Source organism: Pelagibacterium halotolerans (genome assembly GCF_044811015.1).
GTDB classification, from domain to species: domain Bacteria; phylum Pseudomonadota; class Alphaproteobacteria; order Rhizobiales; family Devosiaceae; genus Pelagibacterium; species Pelagibacterium halotolerans_A.
The window spans coordinates 2,424,282-2,442,677 of record NZ_CP085243.1 but is presented as its reverse complement, the minus strand read 5'-3'; the positions used below and the strand labels follow the sequence as shown (position 1 = coordinate 2,442,677).

Annotated in this window: 16 protein-coding genes; 4 read left to right on the top strand and 12 right to left on the bottom strand. The window is 61.8% G+C overall.

All coding sequences use genetic code 11. From position 1 onward, the window contains the following. Nucleotides 1-93: 93 nt before the first annotated feature. Nucleotides 94-1,065, bottom strand: a complete 972-nt coding sequence (locus LG281_RS12000; RefSeq protein ID WP_404400978.1) for an IS110 family transposase — start codon at nt 1,063-1,065, stop codon at nt 94-96. Nucleotides 1,066-1,403: 338 nt separating this feature from the next. Between LG281_RS12000 and LG281_RS11995 the strand changes: the two genes are divergently transcribed. Further along, the gene (locus LG281_RS11995) at nt 1,404-2,357 is read left to right on the top strand and encodes an IS5 family transposase (protein WP_404400976.1); all 954 of its coding nucleotides are present in this window, start codon (nt 1,404-1,406) and stop codon (nt 2,355-2,357) included. A 157-nt stretch (nt 2,358-2,514) separates the two neighbouring features. On the opposite strand, the gene LG281_RS11990 is transcribed toward LG281_RS11995, so the two are convergent. The 3 genes from LG281_RS11990 to LG281_RS11980 form a co-directional block, all read right to left on the bottom strand. Beyond that, nucleotides 2,515-2,976 (bottom strand): Crp/Fnr family transcriptional regulator, encoded by a 462-nt coding sequence (locus tag LG281_RS11990; RefSeq protein ID WP_404400974.1) that lies wholly within the window; start codon nt 2,974-2,976, stop codon nt 2,515-2,517. Between the two features lie 63 nt (nt 2,977-3,039). After that, the gene (locus tag LG281_RS11985; RefSeq protein WP_404400972.1) at nt 3,040-3,720 is read right to left on the bottom strand and encodes a response regulator transcription factor; all 681 of its coding nucleotides are present in this window, start codon (nt 3,718-3,720) and stop codon (nt 3,040-3,042) included. 119 nt (nt 3,721-3,839) lie between these two features. After that, complete coding sequence (locus tag LG281_RS11980) at nt 3,840-4,529, bottom strand: YggS family pyridoxal phosphate-dependent enzyme (RefSeq protein WP_404400970.1); 690 nt, start codon at nt 4,527-4,529, stop codon at nt 3,840-3,842. 136 nt (nt 4,530-4,665) lie between these two features. Here LG281_RS11980 and leuS point away from each other — a divergent pair, with 136 nt between their 5' ends. The 3 genes from leuS to holA all read left to right on the top strand — a co-directional run bounded on the left by leuS (nt 4,666) and on the right by holA (nt 9,000). Next, nucleotides 4,666-7,287, top strand: a complete 2,622-nt coding sequence (gene leuS / locus LG281_RS11975; protein WP_404400968.1) for a leucine--tRNA ligase — start codon at nt 4,666-4,668, stop codon at nt 7,285-7,287. 190 nt (nt 7,288-7,477) lie between these two features. Beyond that, nucleotides 7,478-7,981, top strand: a complete 504-nt coding sequence (locus LG281_RS11970) for a hypothetical protein (RefSeq protein WP_404400966.1) — start codon at nt 7,478-7,480, stop codon at nt 7,979-7,981. Further along, nucleotides 7,978-9,000, top strand: a complete 1,023-nt coding sequence (holA, locus tag LG281_RS11965) for a DNA polymerase III subunit delta (RefSeq protein WP_404400964.1) — start codon at nt 7,978-7,980, stop codon at nt 8,998-9,000. The genes LG281_RS11970 and holA overlap by 4 nt, the downstream gene beginning before the upstream one ends. A 230-nt stretch (nt 9,001-9,230) precedes the next feature. Here holA and LG281_RS11960 read toward each other — a convergent pair whose 3' ends face one another. The 8 genes from LG281_RS11960 to hemE all read right to left on the bottom strand — a co-directional run bounded on the left by LG281_RS11960 (nt 9,231) and on the right by hemE (nt 18,033). Beyond that, nucleotides 9,231-10,112 (bottom strand): ParB/RepB/Spo0J family partition protein, encoded by an 882-nt coding sequence (locus LG281_RS11960; RefSeq protein WP_404400962.1) that lies wholly within the window; start codon nt 10,110-10,112, stop codon nt 9,231-9,233. A gap of 11 nt (nt 10,113-10,123) precedes the next feature. Then, nucleotides 10,124-10,924 carry a ParA family protein gene (locus LG281_RS11955; RefSeq protein ID WP_404400960.1) on the bottom strand — a complete coding sequence of 267 codons (801 nt, stop codon included), beginning with the start codon at nt 10,922-10,924 and terminating at the stop codon, nt 10,124-10,126. An 85-nt stretch (nt 10,925-11,009) separates the two neighbouring features. Beyond that, nucleotides 11,010-11,672, bottom strand: coding sequence for a 16S rRNA (guanine(527)-N(7))-methyltransferase RsmG (gene rsmG / locus LG281_RS11950; RefSeq protein ID WP_404400958.1), 663 nt, complete (start codon nt 11,670-11,672; stop codon nt 11,010-11,012). Next, nucleotides 11,669-13,534, bottom strand: a complete 1,866-nt coding sequence (gene mnmG, locus LG281_RS11945; protein ID WP_404400956.1) for a tRNA uridine-5-carboxymethylaminomethyl(34) synthesis enzyme MnmG — start codon at nt 13,532-13,534, stop codon at nt 11,669-11,671. The genes rsmG and mnmG overlap by 4 nt, the downstream gene beginning before the upstream one ends. A gap of 138 nt (nt 13,535-13,672) precedes the next feature. After that, nucleotides 13,673-14,980, bottom strand: a complete 1,308-nt coding sequence (gene mnmE, locus LG281_RS11940) for a tRNA uridine-5-carboxymethylaminomethyl(34) synthesis GTPase MnmE (RefSeq protein WP_404400954.1) — start codon at nt 14,978-14,980, stop codon at nt 13,673-13,675. A gap of 130 nt (nt 14,981-15,110) precedes the next feature. Next, complete coding sequence (rho, locus tag LG281_RS11935) at nt 15,111-16,376, bottom strand: transcription termination factor Rho (protein WP_404400952.1); 1,266 nt, start codon at nt 16,374-16,376, stop codon at nt 15,111-15,113. A gap of 174 nt (nt 16,377-16,550) precedes the next feature. Next, a complete protein-coding gene (hemJ, locus tag LG281_RS11930; protein WP_404400950.1) occupies nt 16,551-16,985 on the bottom strand; it encodes a protoporphyrinogen oxidase HemJ in 435 nt (144 codons plus the stop codon). 13 nt (nt 16,986-16,998) lie between these two features. Continuing rightward, nucleotides 16,999-18,033 carry a uroporphyrinogen decarboxylase gene (gene hemE / locus LG281_RS11925; protein ID WP_404400948.1) on the bottom strand — a complete coding sequence of 345 codons (1,035 nt, stop codon included), beginning with the start codon at nt 18,031-18,033 and terminating at the stop codon, nt 16,999-17,001. Between the last annotated feature and the right edge of the window lie 363 nt (nt 18,034-18,396).

Here is an 18,396-nt window from a genome sequence, read left to right as displayed (position 1 = left end):
TGGCGCACCGGTCGGGTCACAAGCACGATTTCCCTTCTCCCCTTGAGGGAGAAGGTGGCCGCGAAGCGGTCGGATGAGCATCTGTGTTTTGTGTCAAGGCGCGATTGGGTGCCATTTCCGGTTTTGGGCGATCAGGGTATTTGCGAGCACGATGAGTTTTCGCATGACTGCGACGAGGACGACCTTGGGCCGTTTTCCGGCTGCCTTGAGGCGTTTGGCGAAGATGGCGAGGCCGGGTGCGTGGCGGCTGGCGGAGAGGGCGGCCATGTAGAGCGCGTTTCGCACATGCCGGCGCCCGCCGCGAATGAAGCGCGGAGCTTGGGCTGCGCCACTGTCGCGTGCGAGCGGAGCGAGCCCTGCAAGGCTGGCGGCCTGCTTGGCCGAACACGTGCCGAGTTCATCCATGCCGGTCAGCAGGGCGGTTGCGACGACCGGCCCGATGCCGGGGATCGAGAGGAGGATGGCCCGTTTGTGTGCCAGGACCTCATCGGCGGCGATCCGCGCCTCGATTTCGGCGTCGAGCCTGCATATATGGGTGCGGCAACTGGCGATGCGGCGGCGCAGCTCGGTGCGCAGAAACGCCGTGGTGGTGCAGGACAACCGATTGACGAGCGCGGTGTGTTCGGCGGTTGCCGCGGTGCGCGCACCCACCAGTTCGCGCAAATGCTCCAGAGCGATCGGACACGGCGCGGTGACGCCGGGATCGAGCGCGGCGCCCATCCGCGCCACCATCCGGGCGTCAAGCGCGTCGGTTTTGGCCAGCGTGCCGCTCGCCTCGGCAAACAGCCGGGCCCGCAGGGGATTGACGAGACAAACGGGCAGGCCCGCGGCGTGCAGGCTGCGCTGTACGGCACGATGGTACTTTCCGGTCGCCTCCATCACGACCCGTGCCACCGGCTGGCCGCTCAGAACACGTTTGATCCGCTTGTGCCCGACGCGATCATTGCTCACGCGCAGGCTTTGGCCGGAAGGATGCAGGTACACGTCCAGCCAGTCTTTACATACGTCAATACCGACATACACTGGCGGTATCGCGTTGGGTTCGGGCATTTCCCTGCCTTGCATGCGGGACTCGCTCCCATTCATCTGTTCAGGACCAGCGCGAAGGACGAACGGACCCATCTCATCCGCGGATCCCAAATCCAAGGGGTGCTCGGTCCCGCTCGTCCGGCTTCCGGCGGATGGCCATCCGCCGGGAGCCACCGCAACAGTTTCACAAACGCGGCAAAAACAACATGCAAGGGGTGCCTGCGGCGTTGCGAACAGCACAAAAGCCGAGCTTTGCTGCCGCGCACACCCCTCATTCGACCCTCGCTTCGCGAGGCCCACCTTCTCCCTCAAGGGGCCTGTTGCACAATTTGCGAATTGTGATTCACTGCTTGTATCTGATTTGGGAGATCGTCATGGCGGTGAAGCGGACAGGTCAGCTTGGGTTTGCGGACGGGGTCGTCGGCGCGACGGCCGGGTCGACGGCGCTGGATCGGCTTTCGGGGCTGGTGAAGTGGTACCGGTTCGAGAAGTTTTTGGCGCCCTTGCGCGACAGCGGACCGGGCCGGGCGGCCTGGCCGCCGCTGGTGTTGTTCAAGGCGCTAATCCTGCAATCGCTCTATGGGCTTTCCGACCGGGAACTGGAGGAGGCGCTTTGCGACCGGCTGTCGTTCCGGCGCTTCTGTGGCCTATCGCTGGAGGAAGGCGTTCCCGACCACACGGTGCTGTGCCGTTTCCGCAACGAACTGTCCGCCGGCGGGCATGTGGAGCGGCTTTTCGGAGAACTCGACCGGCAGTTGGAGAAGGCCGGGCTGATCCTGAAGCGCGGCACGATGCTGGATGCGACGCTGATCGCGTCCGCCTCGGCGCGGCCAGGCGACGGGCGCCCGGCCGTCGACGCGGATGCCCGCTTCGCCAAGCGCCAGGGCAAGGGCGGCTCGGTCTACGGCTACAAGGCCCATGTGGGCGTCGACGAGGGCTCCGGCCTGGTGCGCGCAGTGATCACCACACCGGCCAATGTCAACGACACCACGCCGGCCGACCGGCTGATCCGCGGCGACGAGAAGGCGGTATGGGCGGATGCGGCCTACCACACCCATGCCCGCGAAGCAGCGCTCAAGGCACGTGGCGTCAAGGCACGGCTGGCGAGACGGCCCAACAAGCACCATCCCAAACTGTCACCAAGGCTGAAGCGCTTCAACCGCCTCGTCGCAAGACGCCGGGCGGCGGTGGAAACAACTTTTGCCACATGGAAGAACCGCATGCGCTTGACCCGCATTCGCTATCGCGGTCTCGCCAAGGCAACCGCCCAGGTGCTCCTCGCCGCCATCGCCTTCAACATGCGACGTTGGGCGGCGATCACGCCATAGCTGCGTCCGCCATCCGGCAAAACCGCAACAAAACAGCCGAAACCGCCCAATCAGGCAAACCGAAAACCGCCTCCGTCGCCGTTGCGCCTGCCGCATCAACCTTCCCGTAAACTGCGCAACAGGCCCTCAAGGGGAGAAGGGAAGAATGCCACAACCCCTATTCGGTAAATTTCGGTGCCACCTGCGCGATCCGCTCGAGATAGCGCGCCAGCTCTTCACGCAGGATCGCCGAGACGCTCTCGGCCAGTTCCGGATCGTTCCGTAACAGCTTCAAAAACGGCTCGCGCGGGATGAACAACAGCCGCGCCGAAGACCGTGCCCGGATCGTCGTCGCGCGCGGCCGCGTGAGCATCAGCCCCATTTCCCCGATCAACGCCGGCGGAATGATCGGATAAACCGCCCGCTCATCGGTACTTTGAGCGCCCCCGTCAAACCCCTCGAGCGTTCCGGTGACGAGCACATATGCCCCGTCGGCCTTCTCTCCTGCCTCGTAGAGCGTTTCCCCGCGTCCAAGCGCCCGCTCCTCGCTCACGAAGGCGAGAAGCTTCAACTGCTCGTCGTCGAACGCGCCGAAAATCTCGAATTTGCGGAAGGCGGTCACCGCCTCGTCGTCACCCATCCCCGCCCCCAGCGGCACTCGGAATGGCCTATAGGTGACATATTTTTCAGCCGCCGCAAAGGCTTACGGCACCAGCCGGTACCCGCCTTCTTCGGTAATCAGCAGCCGTGCATGCGAGGGGTCGCGCTCGATCTTCTGCCGCAGGCGGTAGATATGGGTTTCGAGCGTATGCGTCGTCACCCGGTTGTTATATCCCCAGACCTCGGCCAGAAGCACATCGCGCGAAATCGTCTTGGCACCCTGCCGGTAGAGAAATTTCAGGATCGCGGTTTCCTTGTCGGTGAGCCGAATCTTCTGCCCGTCGCCATTCTCAAGGAGCTTCGCCGCCGGCTGGAACGTATAGGGTCCGATGGTGAAGACAACATCCTCGCTCTGGTCGTGCTGCCGGAGTGCCGCACGGATGCGGGCCAACAGCACCGAAAACCGGAACGGCTTGGTGACATAGTCGTTCGCCCCGCTTTCGAGCCCCAGGATTTCGTCCGCGTCGCTATCCTGTCCGGTCAGCATGATGACCGGCGCACGGAACCCGTTCTCCCGCATCAGCTTGAGCGCTTCGCGCCCGTCCATGTCGGGGAGCCCTACATCGAGCAGCATCAGGTCGACATGCCGGGACGCCGCTTCGCGCGCCTCGGCTGCGGTTTCGGCCACTGCAACCTCGAACTCGCGATAAGGCGCGAGCTGGTCGCGCAGGCTCTCGCGCAGCTCCTTGTCGTCGTCAACGATCAACAAATGGCGCTTGATCATCCCTCAAAGCCCTTGAACTCAAAACACTTTCGGCGCGGAACCAGTCTAGCTCACAGTCGGGGCTGAGCCAATCACATCGTCGTTATATCTATCAATACGTATGAAACCCGGAAATTGTTTCAATGGCTATCGCGCGCGCCGAACAGGGCCGAACCCACCCGCACATGCGTCGCCCCCATCAGAACCGCCGTTTCGAAGTCCGCGCTCATCCCCATCGAGAGCCCGGAAACCCCCGCCTCCCGCGCCAATTGCTTGAGCTGCGCGAAAAAGGGGCCCGGCGCCGCATCGACCGGCGGGATACACATCAGCCCCACGATATCGAGCCCGTGTTCGTCCCTGCAGCGCCTGACGAAATCGACGGTTTGGGAAACCGCAACCCCCGCCTTCTGCGCCTCGCCCCCGATATTGACCTGCACGAAGCATGGCAGGTTTCGCCCCTGCGCCATCATCTCCTTGGCAAGGACTTTTGCGAGTTTATCCCGGTCCACCGAGTGGATCACATCGAACAACGCCACCGCGTCCTTCGCCTTGTTGGTTTGCAAGGGCCCGATCAGATGCAGCGTCACATCCGGGTATTTTTCCCTCAGCGCCGGCCATTTGGCCATCGCCTCCTGCACCCGGTTCTCGCCGAAATCCCGCTGTCCGGCTTCGAGCACCGGCGCGATCGCCTCGGGCCCGAACGTCTTGGAAACCGCGATAAGCCTGGGTACCGCCAGCCCCGCGATGCGCCCGGCGGCCTTCTCGATGCGCTGCCGGATATCGGTAAGCCGTTGGGCGGCGGGGGTTTGGAAGGGCTTCGCTTCACTCATGGAACGGTTGACCTTTGGGTGCTTTTCTGGTGTTGGGTAACTACCATTGGGAGCGTGGTCGGACAAAGGGGGATAGCGCCTTTTCGCCGCGAACGCGCGACCGCACTTCAACCAACAGCAGAGTTCGGGCTTAAAAGTGACCGCAAACGATTTCGAGCGCTACAATCCGCGCGAGAAAGAACCCTTCTGGCAGAAGACCTGGGACGAGCACGAGACCTTCACGGTTTCAAGCGACATTCCCGCCGATCCCTATTACGTGCTCGAGATGTTCCCCTACCCCTCGGGCCGCATCCATGTCGGTCACGTCCGTAATTACGCCATGGGCGACGTCGTCGCGCGCTTCCAGCGCGCCAAGGGCAAAACGGTCCTCCACCCCATGGGCTGGGACGCCTTCGGCATGCCGGCGGAAAACGCGGCGATGGCCAACAAGGTCCATCCGCGCGAATGGACCTACGCCAATATCGCCGCCATGCGCAAACAGCTCCAGAGTATGGGCGTTTCCATCGACTGGAGCCGCGAATTCGCCACCTGCGACGAGGCCTATTACCACCGCCAGCAGATGCTGTTCCTCGATTTCCTCGAGGCCGGACTCGTTACCCGCAAGACCTCCAAGGTCAACTGGGACCCCGTCGACCAGACCGTCTTGGCCAACGAGCAGGTGATCGATGGCCGCGGTTGGCGCTCGGGCGCGCTTGTCGAGCAGCGCGAGTTGACCCAGTGGTTCTTCAAGATCTCCGATTTTGCGCAAGACTTGCTCGAAGCCATAGACGGGCTCGACAACTGGCCGGAAAAAGTCCGCCTGATGCAGCAGAACTGGATCGGGCGCTCCGAAGGCCTGCGCATGCTCTTCGAGGTCGCGACCGAGAAGAGCCCGGCCAAAACCATCGAGGTCTTCACCACCCGCCCCGATACGCTCTTCGGCGCCTCCTTCATCGCGCTGTCCGCCGACCACCCGCTCGCGGGCGAACTGGCGAAATCCGACCCGGCGCTGGTCGATTTCATCGCCGAGTGCCGCCGCATGGGCACCGCCGCCGAAACCATTGAAACCGCTGAGAAAAAAGGCTTCAAGACACCGCTCGAAGTCAAGCATCCCCTGATCGAGGGCGCAACACTGCCCGTTTATGTCGCCAATTTCGTCCTGATGGACTACGGCACCGGCGCCATCTTCGGCTGCCCCGGCCACGACCAGCGCGACCTTGATTTCGCCAACACCTATGGCTTGCCCGTCATCCCGGTCATCCTGCCTGAAGGCGCGGACCCCGAGACGTTCAAAATCAGCGACGATGCCTATACCGGCCCCGGCAAGGTCTTCAATTCCGGCTTCCTCGACGGGCTCGAGGTTGAGGACGCCAAGGCAAAGATCGCCGAAACGCTCGAAACCCGCCTCGTCGACGGCAAACCCCAGGGCGTGCGCCAGACCAATTACCGCCTGCGCGACTGGGGTATTTCGCGCCAGCGCTACTGGGGCTGCCCGATCCCGGTGATCCATTGCGACCATTGCGGTATCGTGCCTGTCCCCAAGGACCAGTTGCCCGTGCGCCTGCCCGAGGATGTCGAATTCGATACCCCCGGCAATCCGCTCGACCGGCATCCGACCTTCCGGCACACCACCTGCCCCGAATGTGGTGCCGACGCCAGGCGCGAAACCGACACGATGGACACTTTCGTCGATTCGTCCTGGTATTTCGCGCGCTTTACCGCGCCCAACGCCGAGACCCCTACCGTGCCGGCGCTCGCCAATGCCTGGCTGCCGGTCGATCAGTATATCGGTGGCATCGAGCACGCGATCTTGCACCTTCTTTATTCGCGCTTTTTCACCCGCGCGATGAAAAAGACCGGGCACCTCGATATCGACGAACCCTTCAAGGGGCTCTTCACCCAAGGGATGGTGACCCACGAGACCTATAAGGACGAGCTCGGCCAGTGGCTCTCGCCCTCCGAGGTCGCAATCGAGATGGTGGGCGAAGAGCGCGTTGCGCGCCACATCGCCACAGGGAAACCGGCGACGATCGGTTCGGTCGAAAAGATGAGCAAATCCAAGCTCAACGTCATCGACCCCGAGGACATGATCGCTGCCTATGGCGCCGACACGGTGCGCTGGTTCGTCCTCTCGGATTCGCCCCCCGAACGCGACGTGCAATGGACCGAAGCCGGCATCGAGGGTGCCTGGCGCTACGTCCAGCGCGTCTGGCGGCTCGTCAACGAAGCGAAAGCCGTGCTCGACATCCAGGCCGAGACACTCGACGACGACCCGGCCTCGACCGACATGCTCAAGACAGCGCACAAAACCATCGACCAGATCACCCGCGACCTCAATGGCCTGCGCTTCAACCGCGCGGTTGCGCAGATCTACGAGTTGACCAACGCGATCTCGAAATTCCTCCCCGCCATCGCGCAGTCGCCATCATTGACCGCGATCAAGGCCCTGCGGACCGCGATCGAGTTTCTCGTCCAGGCCATCGCCCCGATGATGCCGCATCTGGCCGAAAGCTGTTGGGCCGTTCTCGGACATGAAAAAATGGTCTGCGATACGCCCTGGCCGAAGGCCGATCCGCGCTATCTTATTGACGATACAGTGGTTTTGGCCGTCCAGGTCAACGGCAAGCGCCGCGGTGAGATCTCCGTCGCCAAGGATGCCGCCGGCCCTCAGGTCGAAGAAGCCGCCCTTGCGCTCGACGCGGTCGCACGTATCCTGGACGGCAAAGCGCCCAAAAAGGTCATCGTCGTGCCCAACAGGATCGTCAATGTGGTGGCGTAGCGGGACCGCTGAAGCGCAATCCGCTCGGAACGGATTACGGGAGCGTATCGCGCTCCGCGCTTCAGTGCGTACCGATGCCGGCAATGCACGGCATCGCCCCAACTGTCATCCTGGGCCGAGTATGCTCGCCACGTTGAGTTCACGCACCGGCACCGGGAAAAAGGTCCTTAGTGATCGCCGCCAGGGCGGCTTGGCGGTACGTACGTTTCCGCCCCTTCGCATCGCCGTCCTCCTCGCCGCCGCACTCGCCACCCCGCTCCTTTCCGCCTGCAGCTTGGGCCCCGTCTATTCCAGTGCGGAGCAAACCCAATCCGCCCTTGCCCTGCGCTATGCCGCCCCCACCTCCCGGCTCGAGCAGATCGTCTACCAGGACCTCGCCCGCGAGCTGGGCCGCGCCTCCGACCCCGCCGCGCCGACGCTCTCGGTGTCCATCAGGATCAGCGAAACCCGCGTCGGCCTCTCCTCCGCAACGAGCCCCCTTTCCGACCGGCAGGTTGTCGCCGCCGCCACCTGGACCGTCCAAGAGAACGGCACGGTCGTCTCCACCGGCAAGCGCACCGCAGTTTCCGGCTATCAGCGCACCGGCCAGACCTTCGCTGACGACCAGGCCGAGGCGAATGCCGAAGAGCAGGCCGTCCATGCCGTCGCGCAATCCATCCGGCTCGCCCTTCTCGCCGAATTGGCCGGACAATGACCGCTCTCAAGGGCCGGGACATCGAGGCCTTTCTTTCAAAACCCGCGATTAATCAAGGGTTTATCCTCGTCTATGGGCCCGATAGCGGCCTTGTTTCGGAAAATGCCAGCCGCCTCGTCAAAGCTTTTGCCGGCGACCCGCCGGACCCCGAAAGCCTCACGACGCTTCATATGACCGAGATCGATGCCGATACCCAGCGCCTGGGCATCGAGGCACGTACGCCATCGCTCTTCGGTTCGGGCAAGACCATCCGCATCCGCGCCGCCACCAACAAGCTTTCAGCCACCCTCACCGAACTGCTCGACGAGAAGGCGGACGCCCTCTTCGTTGTTGAGGCGGGGGACCTAAAGCCTTCTGATTCCTTGCGAAAACTCGCCGAGCAACGCCGCGACGCCCGTGCCGTGCCCTGCTATGCCGATACCGGCCAATCCCTCGACAAGCTGATCCGCGAGAGCTTTTCCGCTGCGAACATCACCACCGAACCCGATCTTATTCCCTTCCTGCGCGACATGCTCGGCAACGACCGGCAAGTGACGCGCGGCGAGATCGAAAAGCTCATCCTTTACGCCGGCGAAAGCGGAAGCCTCACCCGCGACGACGTCACCGCGCTCTGCGGCGACAACGCCGCCCTCGCCCTCGACGCGGTCGTCGACGCCATCGCCAGCGGCCACGCAAAGAACTTCGACACGGCACTAACACGCGCCGCAGCGGCTGGCACCGATACCCAACGCATCCTCGCGGTCACGCTCAACCACTTCTCGCGCCTGCGCGCGATGCGCGCGCTCATCGATGAAGGCGCCTCGCCGGGCGACGTCGTGGCCAGAACGACCCCGCGTATCCATTTCTCCCGCAAATCTGCGGTCGAGCAGCAACTCCGCATCTGGAATGACGACGCGCTCGCCAACGCCTGCGCGCGGCTCAGCCTCGCCGTCTCCCAATCGCGGAAAACCCCCGCCCTCGCCCAGGCCACGGCCCGCCAGGCCATGCTCGCCGTCTGCATGGCCGCAGCGCGGCGCTAACAGGCTGCAGCCTCCGGGATCGCAACCGGATTCACACTGGCAATCCGGCACCGCGCTCTCCAGTGCGCCGAAGACTCCCCAGCACATCGATGGTCCCAGAACTCCATAACCCATTGTATTATATACAATTTTTACAACAGCACTCGTAACGCTTCACGTGAAACACCCACAAAAATGGGCCCGGCACAACCGCGCCAGGCCCACACCAACCCATTGAACAAACAGGCGTTTCACCCCATCAGCCGCGAACACACCGCATCGAGCTGCTCAAGCGTCTTATACCGGATCTCCAGCTTCCCACCCCGCTCCTTATGGTCGAGCGTCACTGAAAGCCCCAGCGCATTGGACAATTGCCGCTCGAGCGCCAGCGTATCGGCATCCTTTTCCTTGGCTCGCGCGCTGCCATCCCCGCCCGGACGCTTCTTCGCCTCCGTGTCTTTCTGATGCAACGCCTCAGCCTCGCGGACCGATAGCCCCGCCGAAACGATGCGCCGCGCCAGCGAGAGCGGATCGTCCGAGGTGATGAGCGTCCGCGCATGCCCTGCGGTCAATTCCCCGCTCTCGATCATGTGCTGGACTTCCGACGGCAACCGCAACAGCCGCAGCGTATTGGCCACATGCGAGCGCGACTTGCCGATCACCTGTGCGAGATCGTTCTGTGTGTAGCCGAATTGATCCATCAACTGCCCATAGCCCTGGGCTTCTTCGAGCGCATTGAGATCGGCGCGCTGGACGTTTTCGATGATCGCGAGTTCGAGCGCCTCCTTGTCGTCGACCTCGCGCACAAGCACCGGCACTTCGTGCAGCCCGGCCTTCTGCGCGGCCCGCCAGCGCCGCTCCCCGGCGATGATCTCGAACCGGTCCGGATCGTCCGCGCTTGGGCGCACCAACAGCGGCTGCATCACGCCCTTTTCGCGGATCGAATTGGTCAGATCCTCAAGCAGCTCGTCGTCGAAATCCTTACGCGGATTGGCGCGGTTGGCGACGACGAATTCAACCGGAAGGCGGCGGACGCCGGAGCCCGTATCGAGCTGCCGGGGAGCCTCGACAGGCCCCATGTCACCAATCAAAGCGGCAAGGCCGCGGCCCAGACGGGCAGGTTTGTCGTTCATTTTGGTCTCCATCACGCCGCCCTCAACTGCCGCTCGCGTTTGATCACCTCGGTCGCGAGCCGCAGATAGGCTTGACTGCCTGCGCACTTCAAATCGTACAAAAGCGCCGGCTTGCCGTAGGACGGCGCCTCGCTCAACCGCACATTGCGCGGAATGACGGTGTCATACACCAACGTCCCCATATGGTCGCGTACATCCGCGAGAACCTGTTCTGAAAGATTGTTGCGCTTGTCGTACATGGTCATCACGACGCCCTGGATCGATAGCCTTGGATTGAGCGTCGACCGAATCTGCTCGATCGTCTGCAGAAGCTGACTCAACCCCTCGAGCGCGAAAAACTCGCATTGCAGCGGCACAAGAACCGCATCGGCCGCTGTCAACGCGTTGATCGTCAACAGGTTCAGCGAGGGTGGGCAGTCGATAAGCACATAGCTGATCGGCTTGCCGTCGATGGTGATCTCATGCGCCGGCTTGAGCGCTTCCTTGAGCCGGAACGCCCTGTCGCGCTCGGCGGCAATCGTCAACTCGACACCCAGCAGGTCCATTGTCGACGGCACGATCGCAACATTGGGCACGGCCGTCCGCGCCGCGGCCTCGACAACCGTGCACTCGTTGAGCAGCAGATCGTAGCTCGAACGCTCGCGTTGCGCCCGCCCGAGCCCCAGACCGGTCGAAGCGTTCCCTTGCGGGTCCAGATCGATGATCAGAACCCGCTCGCCAATCGCCGCAAGCGCCGTCGCGAGATTGATCGCCGTTGTTGTCTTGCCAACGCCGCCCTTCTGATTGGCGAGCGTGAGGATACGCGGATGCATGTGGCCTCCGAAACCCGTTTGGTTTCAATATGTTAGCGCCAATTACCCAATAGGGAAGGTTGCGGCACCATAGTCCATATCCCGATCAGAGCGCCTGCAGGTGCGTCAGCTCCAGAATGACCCCGTCAGGATCGATCAGGCTCTTATGATGTACCACGTCGAAGGCAAAAGAAGAATCCGCTTGTTGCAGTTCTTCACGAAATTCCCGGCCTTTATGGAAATAGGCTCTTGTACTCGGGCCAAAAAAGGGCAGCGCATAGTCCAGCAAAAGCGGCAAAGGTGCCAGGGCACGCGATGTTATGACATTGATTTCGCCAAGCTTTTCCGGCGCAACACCTTCGATACGCGCGTTATGAACCCGCGTTCCCGGCAACGCGAATTCCCGGATCGCCGCATTCAGAAACGCGCATTTGCGGCCATTTGATTCAATCAGATCGATGCGCGCGCCGCTGCTTTTGAGCGCTATTGCCAGGGGAATCGCAGGAAACCCGCCACCGGATCCAATATCGAGAATATGGACGGGCGCCGAAGCGGACTGCCCCATCAGCGGCAGAAGCTGCAGCGAATCGAGGATGTGGCGGGTCCAGATCGCGCGCACTGTTTCACGTGAAACGAGATTCTGCACACGCTGCCACTTTTCCACCATATCTTGAAGCCCCAGGAGATCGGCATGAACCTCTTGGAGCTCGCGGCCGAACCGGGTGCTGTAGGGCTCCAATGAGCGAATCGTATCGGACGGCGCGCTCAACTGGCTTTGCGCTCCATACGGCCGCGCCGGATCACGGCCAGGATCAGCGTCAGCGCCGCGGGCGTCACGCCTTCAATGCGCTGGGCCTGCGCAATGGTCTGCGGCCGGGCGGCGATGAGCTTCTGCTTCATCTCGTTGGACAGACCGGGCAACGCGGCATAATCGAGCCAATCGGGAATGGCCCGGCCCTCGTCGCGCTTTACGGCCTCGACATCGGCCTGTTGCCGGTCGAGATAGACGGCATATTGCGCATCGATCGCAAGTTGCGCGTAGGTCGCGGGATCGATTCCCTCGATTTCGGGCCAAAGCGCTGTAATATCTTGTCTTTCCGTATTTGGATAACTCATAAGCTCGAACGCCGTGCGCCGCACTCCATCCGCATTGACCTTCACGCCCGCCTTGCGCGCCTCGGTCGGTGTCACTGAAAGCGATTTGAGGAGCGCCGTTCCCGCCTCGAGCCGCGCCATGCGCGCGCGGTGATGCGCAACGCGCCGCGCGCCGACGAGCCCCGCCGCGATACCGAGATCGGTCAGCCGCTGATCGGCATTGTCCGAACGCAGCTGCAAGCGGAACTCGGCGCGGGAGGTAAACATCCGGTAGGGCTCCGTTACCCCCCGGGTCACGAGGTCGTCGATCATGACTCCCAGATAGGAATTGGTGCGCGACAGGATGAGGGGTTCGGCGCCCTTGGCCGCCAACGCCGCATTCGCCCCGGCAAGCAACCCCTGGGCCGCGGCTTCCTCATAGCCCGTCGTCCCATTGATCTGCCCGGCGAGATAAAGCCCCGGGAGCGCGCGCAGCATCAGCGCCGGCGAGAGCGCGCGCGGATCGACATGATCGTATTCGATGGCATAGCCAGGCCGCTTGATAGTGACGGCCTCGAGCCCGGGCATGGACTGCAGGAAGTGAAGTTGTACGTCCTCGGGCAGCGAAGTCGAAAGTCCGTTCGGATAGATCGTCGGATCGTCGAGGCCCTCAGGCTCCAGAAAGACCAGATGGCTCTCCTTGTCGGAGAACCGCACGATCTTGTCCTCGATCGACGGGCAATAACGCGGACCACGGCTCTGGATCCGCCCCGAATACATCGCCGAGCGCGAGAGGTTGTCGGAGATGATCCGGTGTGCCTCCGGGGTCGTGCGTGTCTCAAAGCACGTAATCTGGGGATTGCCGATCGTTTCGGTCAGCGCCGAGAACGGCTCCGGCGGATCGTCTCCCTGCTGCGCGGCGAGCACGCTGAAGTCAATCGACCCTGCGTCGAGCCGTGGTGGCGTGCCCGTCTTGAGCCGTCCCAGCTTGAGCCCCAGCCCTTCGAGCCGTTCAGAGAGGCCCAAAACCGGCTTTTCCCCGGCCCGGCCCGCCGGAATTGTTTCTTCGCCGCGGTGAATGAGGCCACGCAGGAAGGTTCCGGTCGTCAGCACCACGGCCTTTGTCCCGAACCTGCGTCCGTCGAGAAGCACCACGCCGGTCACCACCCCGCCAGCGGTGACAAGATCGTCGACCTCACCCTCGATGATTTCGAGGTTCGGCGTCCCGGCCAGTTCAGCCTGCATCGCCTCGCGATAGAGCTTCCGGTCCGCCTGCGCGCGCGGTCCGCGCACGGCGGGTCCCTTGCGGCGGTTGAGAACCCGGAATTGAATGCCCGCGGCATCGGCAATGCGGCCCATGACGCCGTCGAGCGCATCGATTTCCCGGACCAGATGCCCCTTCCCCAGCCCACCAATGGCCGGGTTGCAGCTCATCTCGCCGATGGTTGCGCGCTTGTGGGTAATGAGCGCTGTCGGTACGCCCAGGCGCGCGGACGCCGCCGCCGCTTCGCAGCCCGCGTGTCCGCCCCCCACTACAATGACACCGAAATCGCTCATCTTCGTCTAACTCTGTTTCACGTGAATCCGTTTATTGGCGACACTTCTCAGCGTAGTGGCCACGATGGTTTCATTGTCGTCATCGTGTTTCACGTGAATCACGGTCTCTTGCAACCGCCAATCGCTGTTTCACGTGAATCACTTGCCGATGCAAAATCCCGCAAACAGCCGGTCCAGAACGGCTTCCGTATCGATCAGCCCGACGAGACGCGCCAGCGCATCGGACGTCAACCGCAATTCCTCGGCACACAATTCCGCTCTGTCGGCAAGCGCGATCGCACGATGAATATGGTCCCGGGCCGTCTCGAGCGCCTGCCGGTCCCGCAAATGGCTCACAAGCCCGGTTTCCGCACCGCTAAGCCGGGTCTCGATATGGCTTTTAAGCCTGGAAATCAAGGTTTTGAGGCCTGTGCCAGAGACGACCGAAATGGCGAAGGTATCCGGACTTGGATCGTTTTGAAGGTCGGCCTTCGTCGCCAGGCGCCAAAGGGCCGATTGCGATTCGGGTAAGGGCATGGGCGCGACGTCCGGCGCTTCGAGCCACAGCACAAGGTCGGCGAGATCCAGTGCCCGCCCCGTGCGGGCAATACCCGCGGCCTCGGCCTTGCTGGTCGTCTCCCGCAGGCCCGCGGTGTCGGTGACGATCACCAATTGGCCACCAAGATCGATGGCCACGTCTTTGGTATCGCGCGTCGTACCCGCTTCGTCCGTAACGATGGCAAGGTCGGACCCCGCCAGGGCATTGAGAAGGCTGGATTTTCCCGCATTCGGCGGTCCGGCGAGGACAATGCGGAAGCCCTCGCGAACGATGCGGCCATCAGCATAGCCGGCCAGCACCGATTCGATATCGCTGGCGAGCCGGGCAAGCCGTGGGCCGAAATCTCTGGGTAAATCCTGCGGAACGTCGTCCTCATCGGCAAAATCGAGATGCGCCTCGATCTCGGCACGCGCGTCTATGAGCGCGTCGCGCCAAAGCGTGATCTTTTCGGCAAGTGCGCCGGAAAGCCGTGCCAACGCCTGCTTGCGCTGACTTTCGGTTTCCGCTGCGATGAGGTCGCCCAACCCTTCGATGGCCGTAAGGTCGAGCTTTCCGTTCTCGAAAGCCCGCCGGGTGAAGTCGCCCGGTCCGGCAAGTGCTATGCCCTCCATCGCCGTCAGAGCGCCGAGAATCGCCTTTACACCGGCCGGCGAGCCATGGACCTGTAGCTCGGCACAATCCTCGCCTGTGAACGAATGCGGTGCCGGAAAGGTTGCCACGAGGCCCTGATCGAGGGGATCGCCCGTTTCGGGATCCCTCAACGTTCTCAATCCGAGCTTGCGGGGTGCCGGTATGTCCCCGCATAGCGTCTGGACGGCCCGAAGAGCTTTCGGACCGGACAGACGGATGATCGCAACGCCCGACGGCAAGGAACCCGAAGACAGCGCTGCGATCGTTGATTGAGCCATGACCTTGACCGATGAACGCGAGGTCGCACCAAACCTGGAGCGTATCCAGGAGCCGTAGGTCCGCGTAAGCGAAACACAACAAAACAAAGACTTAGAACATTCGTTCCGAGCCCATCGGAACCAAAATGCTCTAGGTATTCATCGACTCGAAGAATTCCGAATTCGTTTTTGTCTGGCGCAGCTTGTCCAAAAGGAATTCCATCGCGTCGACCGTACCCATCGGATTAAGGATGCGCCGCAGCACATACATCTTCCTCAAGATATCGGGTTCGACCAACAGCTCTTCCTTGCGGGTACCGGACTTGGTGACGTCGATCGCGGGGAAGACGCGCTTGTCGGAAACCTTGCGATCAAGAACGATTTCGGAGTTGCCGGTGCCCTTGAACTCTTCGAAGATCACTTCGTCCATGCGCGAGCCGGTATCGATCAGCGCCGTCGAGATGATCGTCAGCGAGCCGCCGTCCTCGATATTGCGCGCCGCGCCGAAGAAGCGCTTGGGCCGCTGCAGGGCATTGGCATCGACACCGCCGGTCAGAACCTTGCCCGAAGACGGCACCACCGTGTTGTAGGCGCGGCCAAGGCGGGTAATCGAATCGAGCAGGATCACGACATCGCGCTTGTGCTCGACCAGGCGTTTGGCTTTTTCGATAACCATTTCAGCCACTTGAACGTGGCGGGAAGCCGGTTCGTCGAAAGTCGAGGAGATCACCTCGCCCTTGACCGAGCGCTGCATGTCGGTGACTTCCTCGGGCCGCTCATCGATCAGAAGCACGATAAGATAGCATTCGGGGTGATTGGTCGCGATCGACTGTGCAATATTCTGCAACAATACCGTTTTACCCGTGCGCGGGGGCGCGACGATCAGCGCGCGCTGACCCTTTCCAAGCGGTGCAACGAGGTCGATGATGCGCGCCGAACGGTCCTTCGTCGTCGGATCCTCGAGTTCCATCCGCAGCCGTTCGTCAGGATAAAGCGGCGTCAGATTATCGAAATTGATCTTGTGACGAACCTTTTCGGGCTCTTCGAAATTGATCGTATTGACCTTCAAAAGCGCGAAATAACGCTCGCCTTCCTTGGGCGAACGAATTTCGCCTTCGACCGTATCGCCGGTCCGCAGGCCAAACCGCCGGATCTGCGAGGGACTGACATAGATGTCGTCCGGTCCGGGCAAGTAATTGGCGTCTGGCGAGCGCAGGAACCCGAAGCCATCCGGCAAAACCTCGACCACGCCCTCGCCCGTGATATCGACGTCGCGCGTCGCCAATTGCTTCAAGATGGCGAACATCAGCTCCTGCTTGCGCAGGGTGTTTGCGTTTTCAACTTCGAGGTCTTCAGCAAAGGACTGCAGTTCGGCCGGGGATTTGGCCTTTAAGTCCCTAAGCTTCATGAATTCCATGATCTGCCTTTTCGGGAGATAGATATAAACGGGAAGGATATGTGAAGGAAAAGAACGGGCACGTTCGAGAAAGGCCCATGCCGCGACGGACGCACGGTCTTTGCAATTTTGCATAAACCGATTTCGCGTCCGATTGCAAGCGGAACCGGAAATCGGCGGACCATATCACCTCGATCAGAACGGTTTCACGATCACCGTGATGACAATGACGATCATCAGGACCGTCGGTATTTCGTTGATCATCCGGAAGTAGCGCGCCGGCTTGTCGTTCTTGTCGGCCGCGAACGCTTTCTGATGCCGCGTGAGGACGCCGTGAAAACCCGAAAGCGCGATGACAAAGGCCGCTTTGACCCACATCCAGCCTCTCGAGAAATCGACAACACCGAACCCGAAGGCCAGGATCAGCCCGAACACCCAGCTTGCGATCATTGCGGGCGTCGTTATGCCCCTTAAAAGCCGGCGTTCCATGATCTTGAAGGTTTCCGACTGCACCGAGCCGGTTTCCGCATCCGCGTGATAAACGAACAGCCTGGGCAGATAAAGCGAGCCGGCCATCCACGCAATGATGGAGATGACGTGAAAGGACAGGACCCAGGGATACCAGTTCACGACGCTGATCCGTTTATTGTTTTATCGTCTTGATGAGGGCTTCGACATTCTCGATGGGCGTTTGCGGCGTGATCCCGTGCCCGAGATTGAATATATGCGGGCGATTTTTGAACCCGTCAACGATGGCCCGCGCGCGCGCTTCCATCTGCCTGCCGCCCGCAACCACGCGCAAGGGATCGAGATTGCCCTGCACAGCAAGAGTTTCGGGCAGCATCTTGTTGGCGAAGGCAACCGGCATCGAAAAATCGAGTCCCACGACATTGACCTCCGTTGCCGCCGCATAGCGAGAGATCAAACCGGCAGCACCACGGGGAAATCCGATAACCGGTGCATCGGGGATTTCCTTGCGAACCCGTTCGACGATGCGCGCATTGGGCCCAATGACATATTGGGCAAATGCGTCCTCATCGAGATTGAGCGCCCAGCTTTCAAAAATCTGGACAATATCCGCGCCCGCCTTGAACTGCGCGACGAGATACCGCGCGGAAACCTCGACGAGAATATCCATGAGCGCGGCGAAAGCTTCCGGCGCATGCAGCGCAAAAAGCCGCGCGGCGGCCTGGTCCGGGGAGCCCCTTCCGCCCAACATGTAGGTTGCCACCGTCCACGGCGCACCGCAGAACCCGATCAGCGTCTTGCTTGCATCAAGCGCGGATTTGATGCGGTCCAGGGCCTCGAAAACAGGCGCGAGTTCTTCCAGAGCCTTTTCCGGCGTCAGGTTTGCGATTGCCTTTGCATCCAGGGGCTCAAGTATCGGGCCTTCGCCAGCGGCAAAGCGTACGGTTTGTCCCAATGCATGCGGAATGACGAGGATGTCGGAAAAAAGAATGGCGGCGTCGAGATCGAAACGCCGCAGGGGCTGGAGGGTGACCTCCGTTGCATATTCGGGGGTAAAGCACAGGTCGAGAAAGCTTCCGGCCTTTTCGCGTACGGCACGGTATTCGGGCAGGTAGCGGCCGGCCTGACGCATGATCCAGATGGGGGGCGTGTTCTGACGCATACCCAACGCGGTATCGAGCAGAGGTTTTCCGGTCGGGATCGAAGGCATGGGTGAAGGCGCTCTGGGCTCTTATTAAAGAGTCTAAATAGAATCTGTTTCTTCTTTATAGCTGTGTTTTGCAGGAATTCTTCTCTGCCCACAACCGCGATGTCGGATGGCGCGCTGCGGCAAACCCGCCCAAGTCCGTGCTGGGGATTGCTGCGCACCGGTCCCGGGGATGTTCGTGCGCCGGCGCGGGTTAATCTCGCGTTAACCATGATGCCGGCTGTGGGAAAGTGTTAACGAAAGCTTAACGGGCAGGTTCGGCTCACTGACCGGTTTTCCCCATAATTAGCCACACCCAGCCGTCTGGCTCCACAGATAACGATCTGTTAACCAAAATCGAGCCAGCGGGGACAAATTCCGTCCCGC

What these genes read in the sequence shown, in the direction of transcription:
- mnmG (WP_404400956.1), bottom strand. Translation starts at nt 13,534, where the DNA reads ATGAGCGATTTCGGTGTCATTGTAGTGGGGGGCGGACACGCGGGCTGC.
- LG281_RS12000 (WP_404400978.1), bottom strand. Translation starts at nt 1,065, where the DNA reads ATGCAAGGCAGGGAAATGCCCGAACCCAACGCGATACCGCCAGTGTAT.
- LG281_RS11960 (WP_404400962.1), bottom strand. Translation starts at nt 10,112, where the DNA reads ATGAACGACAAACCTGCCCGTCTGGGCCGCGGCCTTGCCGCTTTGATT.
- LG281_RS11955 (WP_404400960.1), bottom strand. Translation starts at nt 10,924, where the DNA reads ATGCATCCGCGTATCCTCACGCTCGCCAATCAGAAGGGCGGCGTTGGC.
- LG281_RS11990 (WP_404400974.1), bottom strand. Translation starts at nt 2,976, where the DNA reads ATGGGTGACGACGAGGCGGTGACCGCCTTCCGCAAATTCGAGATTTTC.
- LG281_RS11985 (WP_404400972.1), bottom strand. Translation starts at nt 3,720, where the DNA reads ATGATCAAGCGCCATTTGTTGATCGTTGACGACGACAAGGAGCTGCGC.
- mnmE (WP_404400954.1), bottom strand. Translation starts at nt 14,980, where the DNA reads ATGGCTCAATCAACGATCGCAGCGCTGTCTTCGGGTTCCTTGCCGTCG.
- hemE (WP_404400948.1), bottom strand. Translation starts at nt 18,033, where the DNA reads ATGCCTTCGATCCCGACCGGAAAACCTCTGCTCGATACCGCGTTGGGT.
- LG281_RS11980 (WP_404400970.1), bottom strand. Translation starts at nt 4,529, where the DNA reads ATGAGTGAAGCGAAGCCCTTCCAAACCCCCGCCGCCCAACGGCTTACC.
- LG281_RS11995 (WP_404400976.1), top strand. Translation starts at nt 1,404, where the DNA reads ATGGCGGTGAAGCGGACAGGTCAGCTTGGGTTTGCGGACGGGGTCGTC.
- rho (WP_404400952.1), bottom strand. Translation starts at nt 16,376, where the DNA reads ATGGAATTCATGAAGCTTAGGGACTTAAAGGCCAAATCCCCGGCCGAA.
- holA (WP_404400964.1), top strand. Translation starts at nt 7,978, where the DNA reads ATGACCGCTCTCAAGGGCCGGGACATCGAGGCCTTTCTTTCAAAACCC.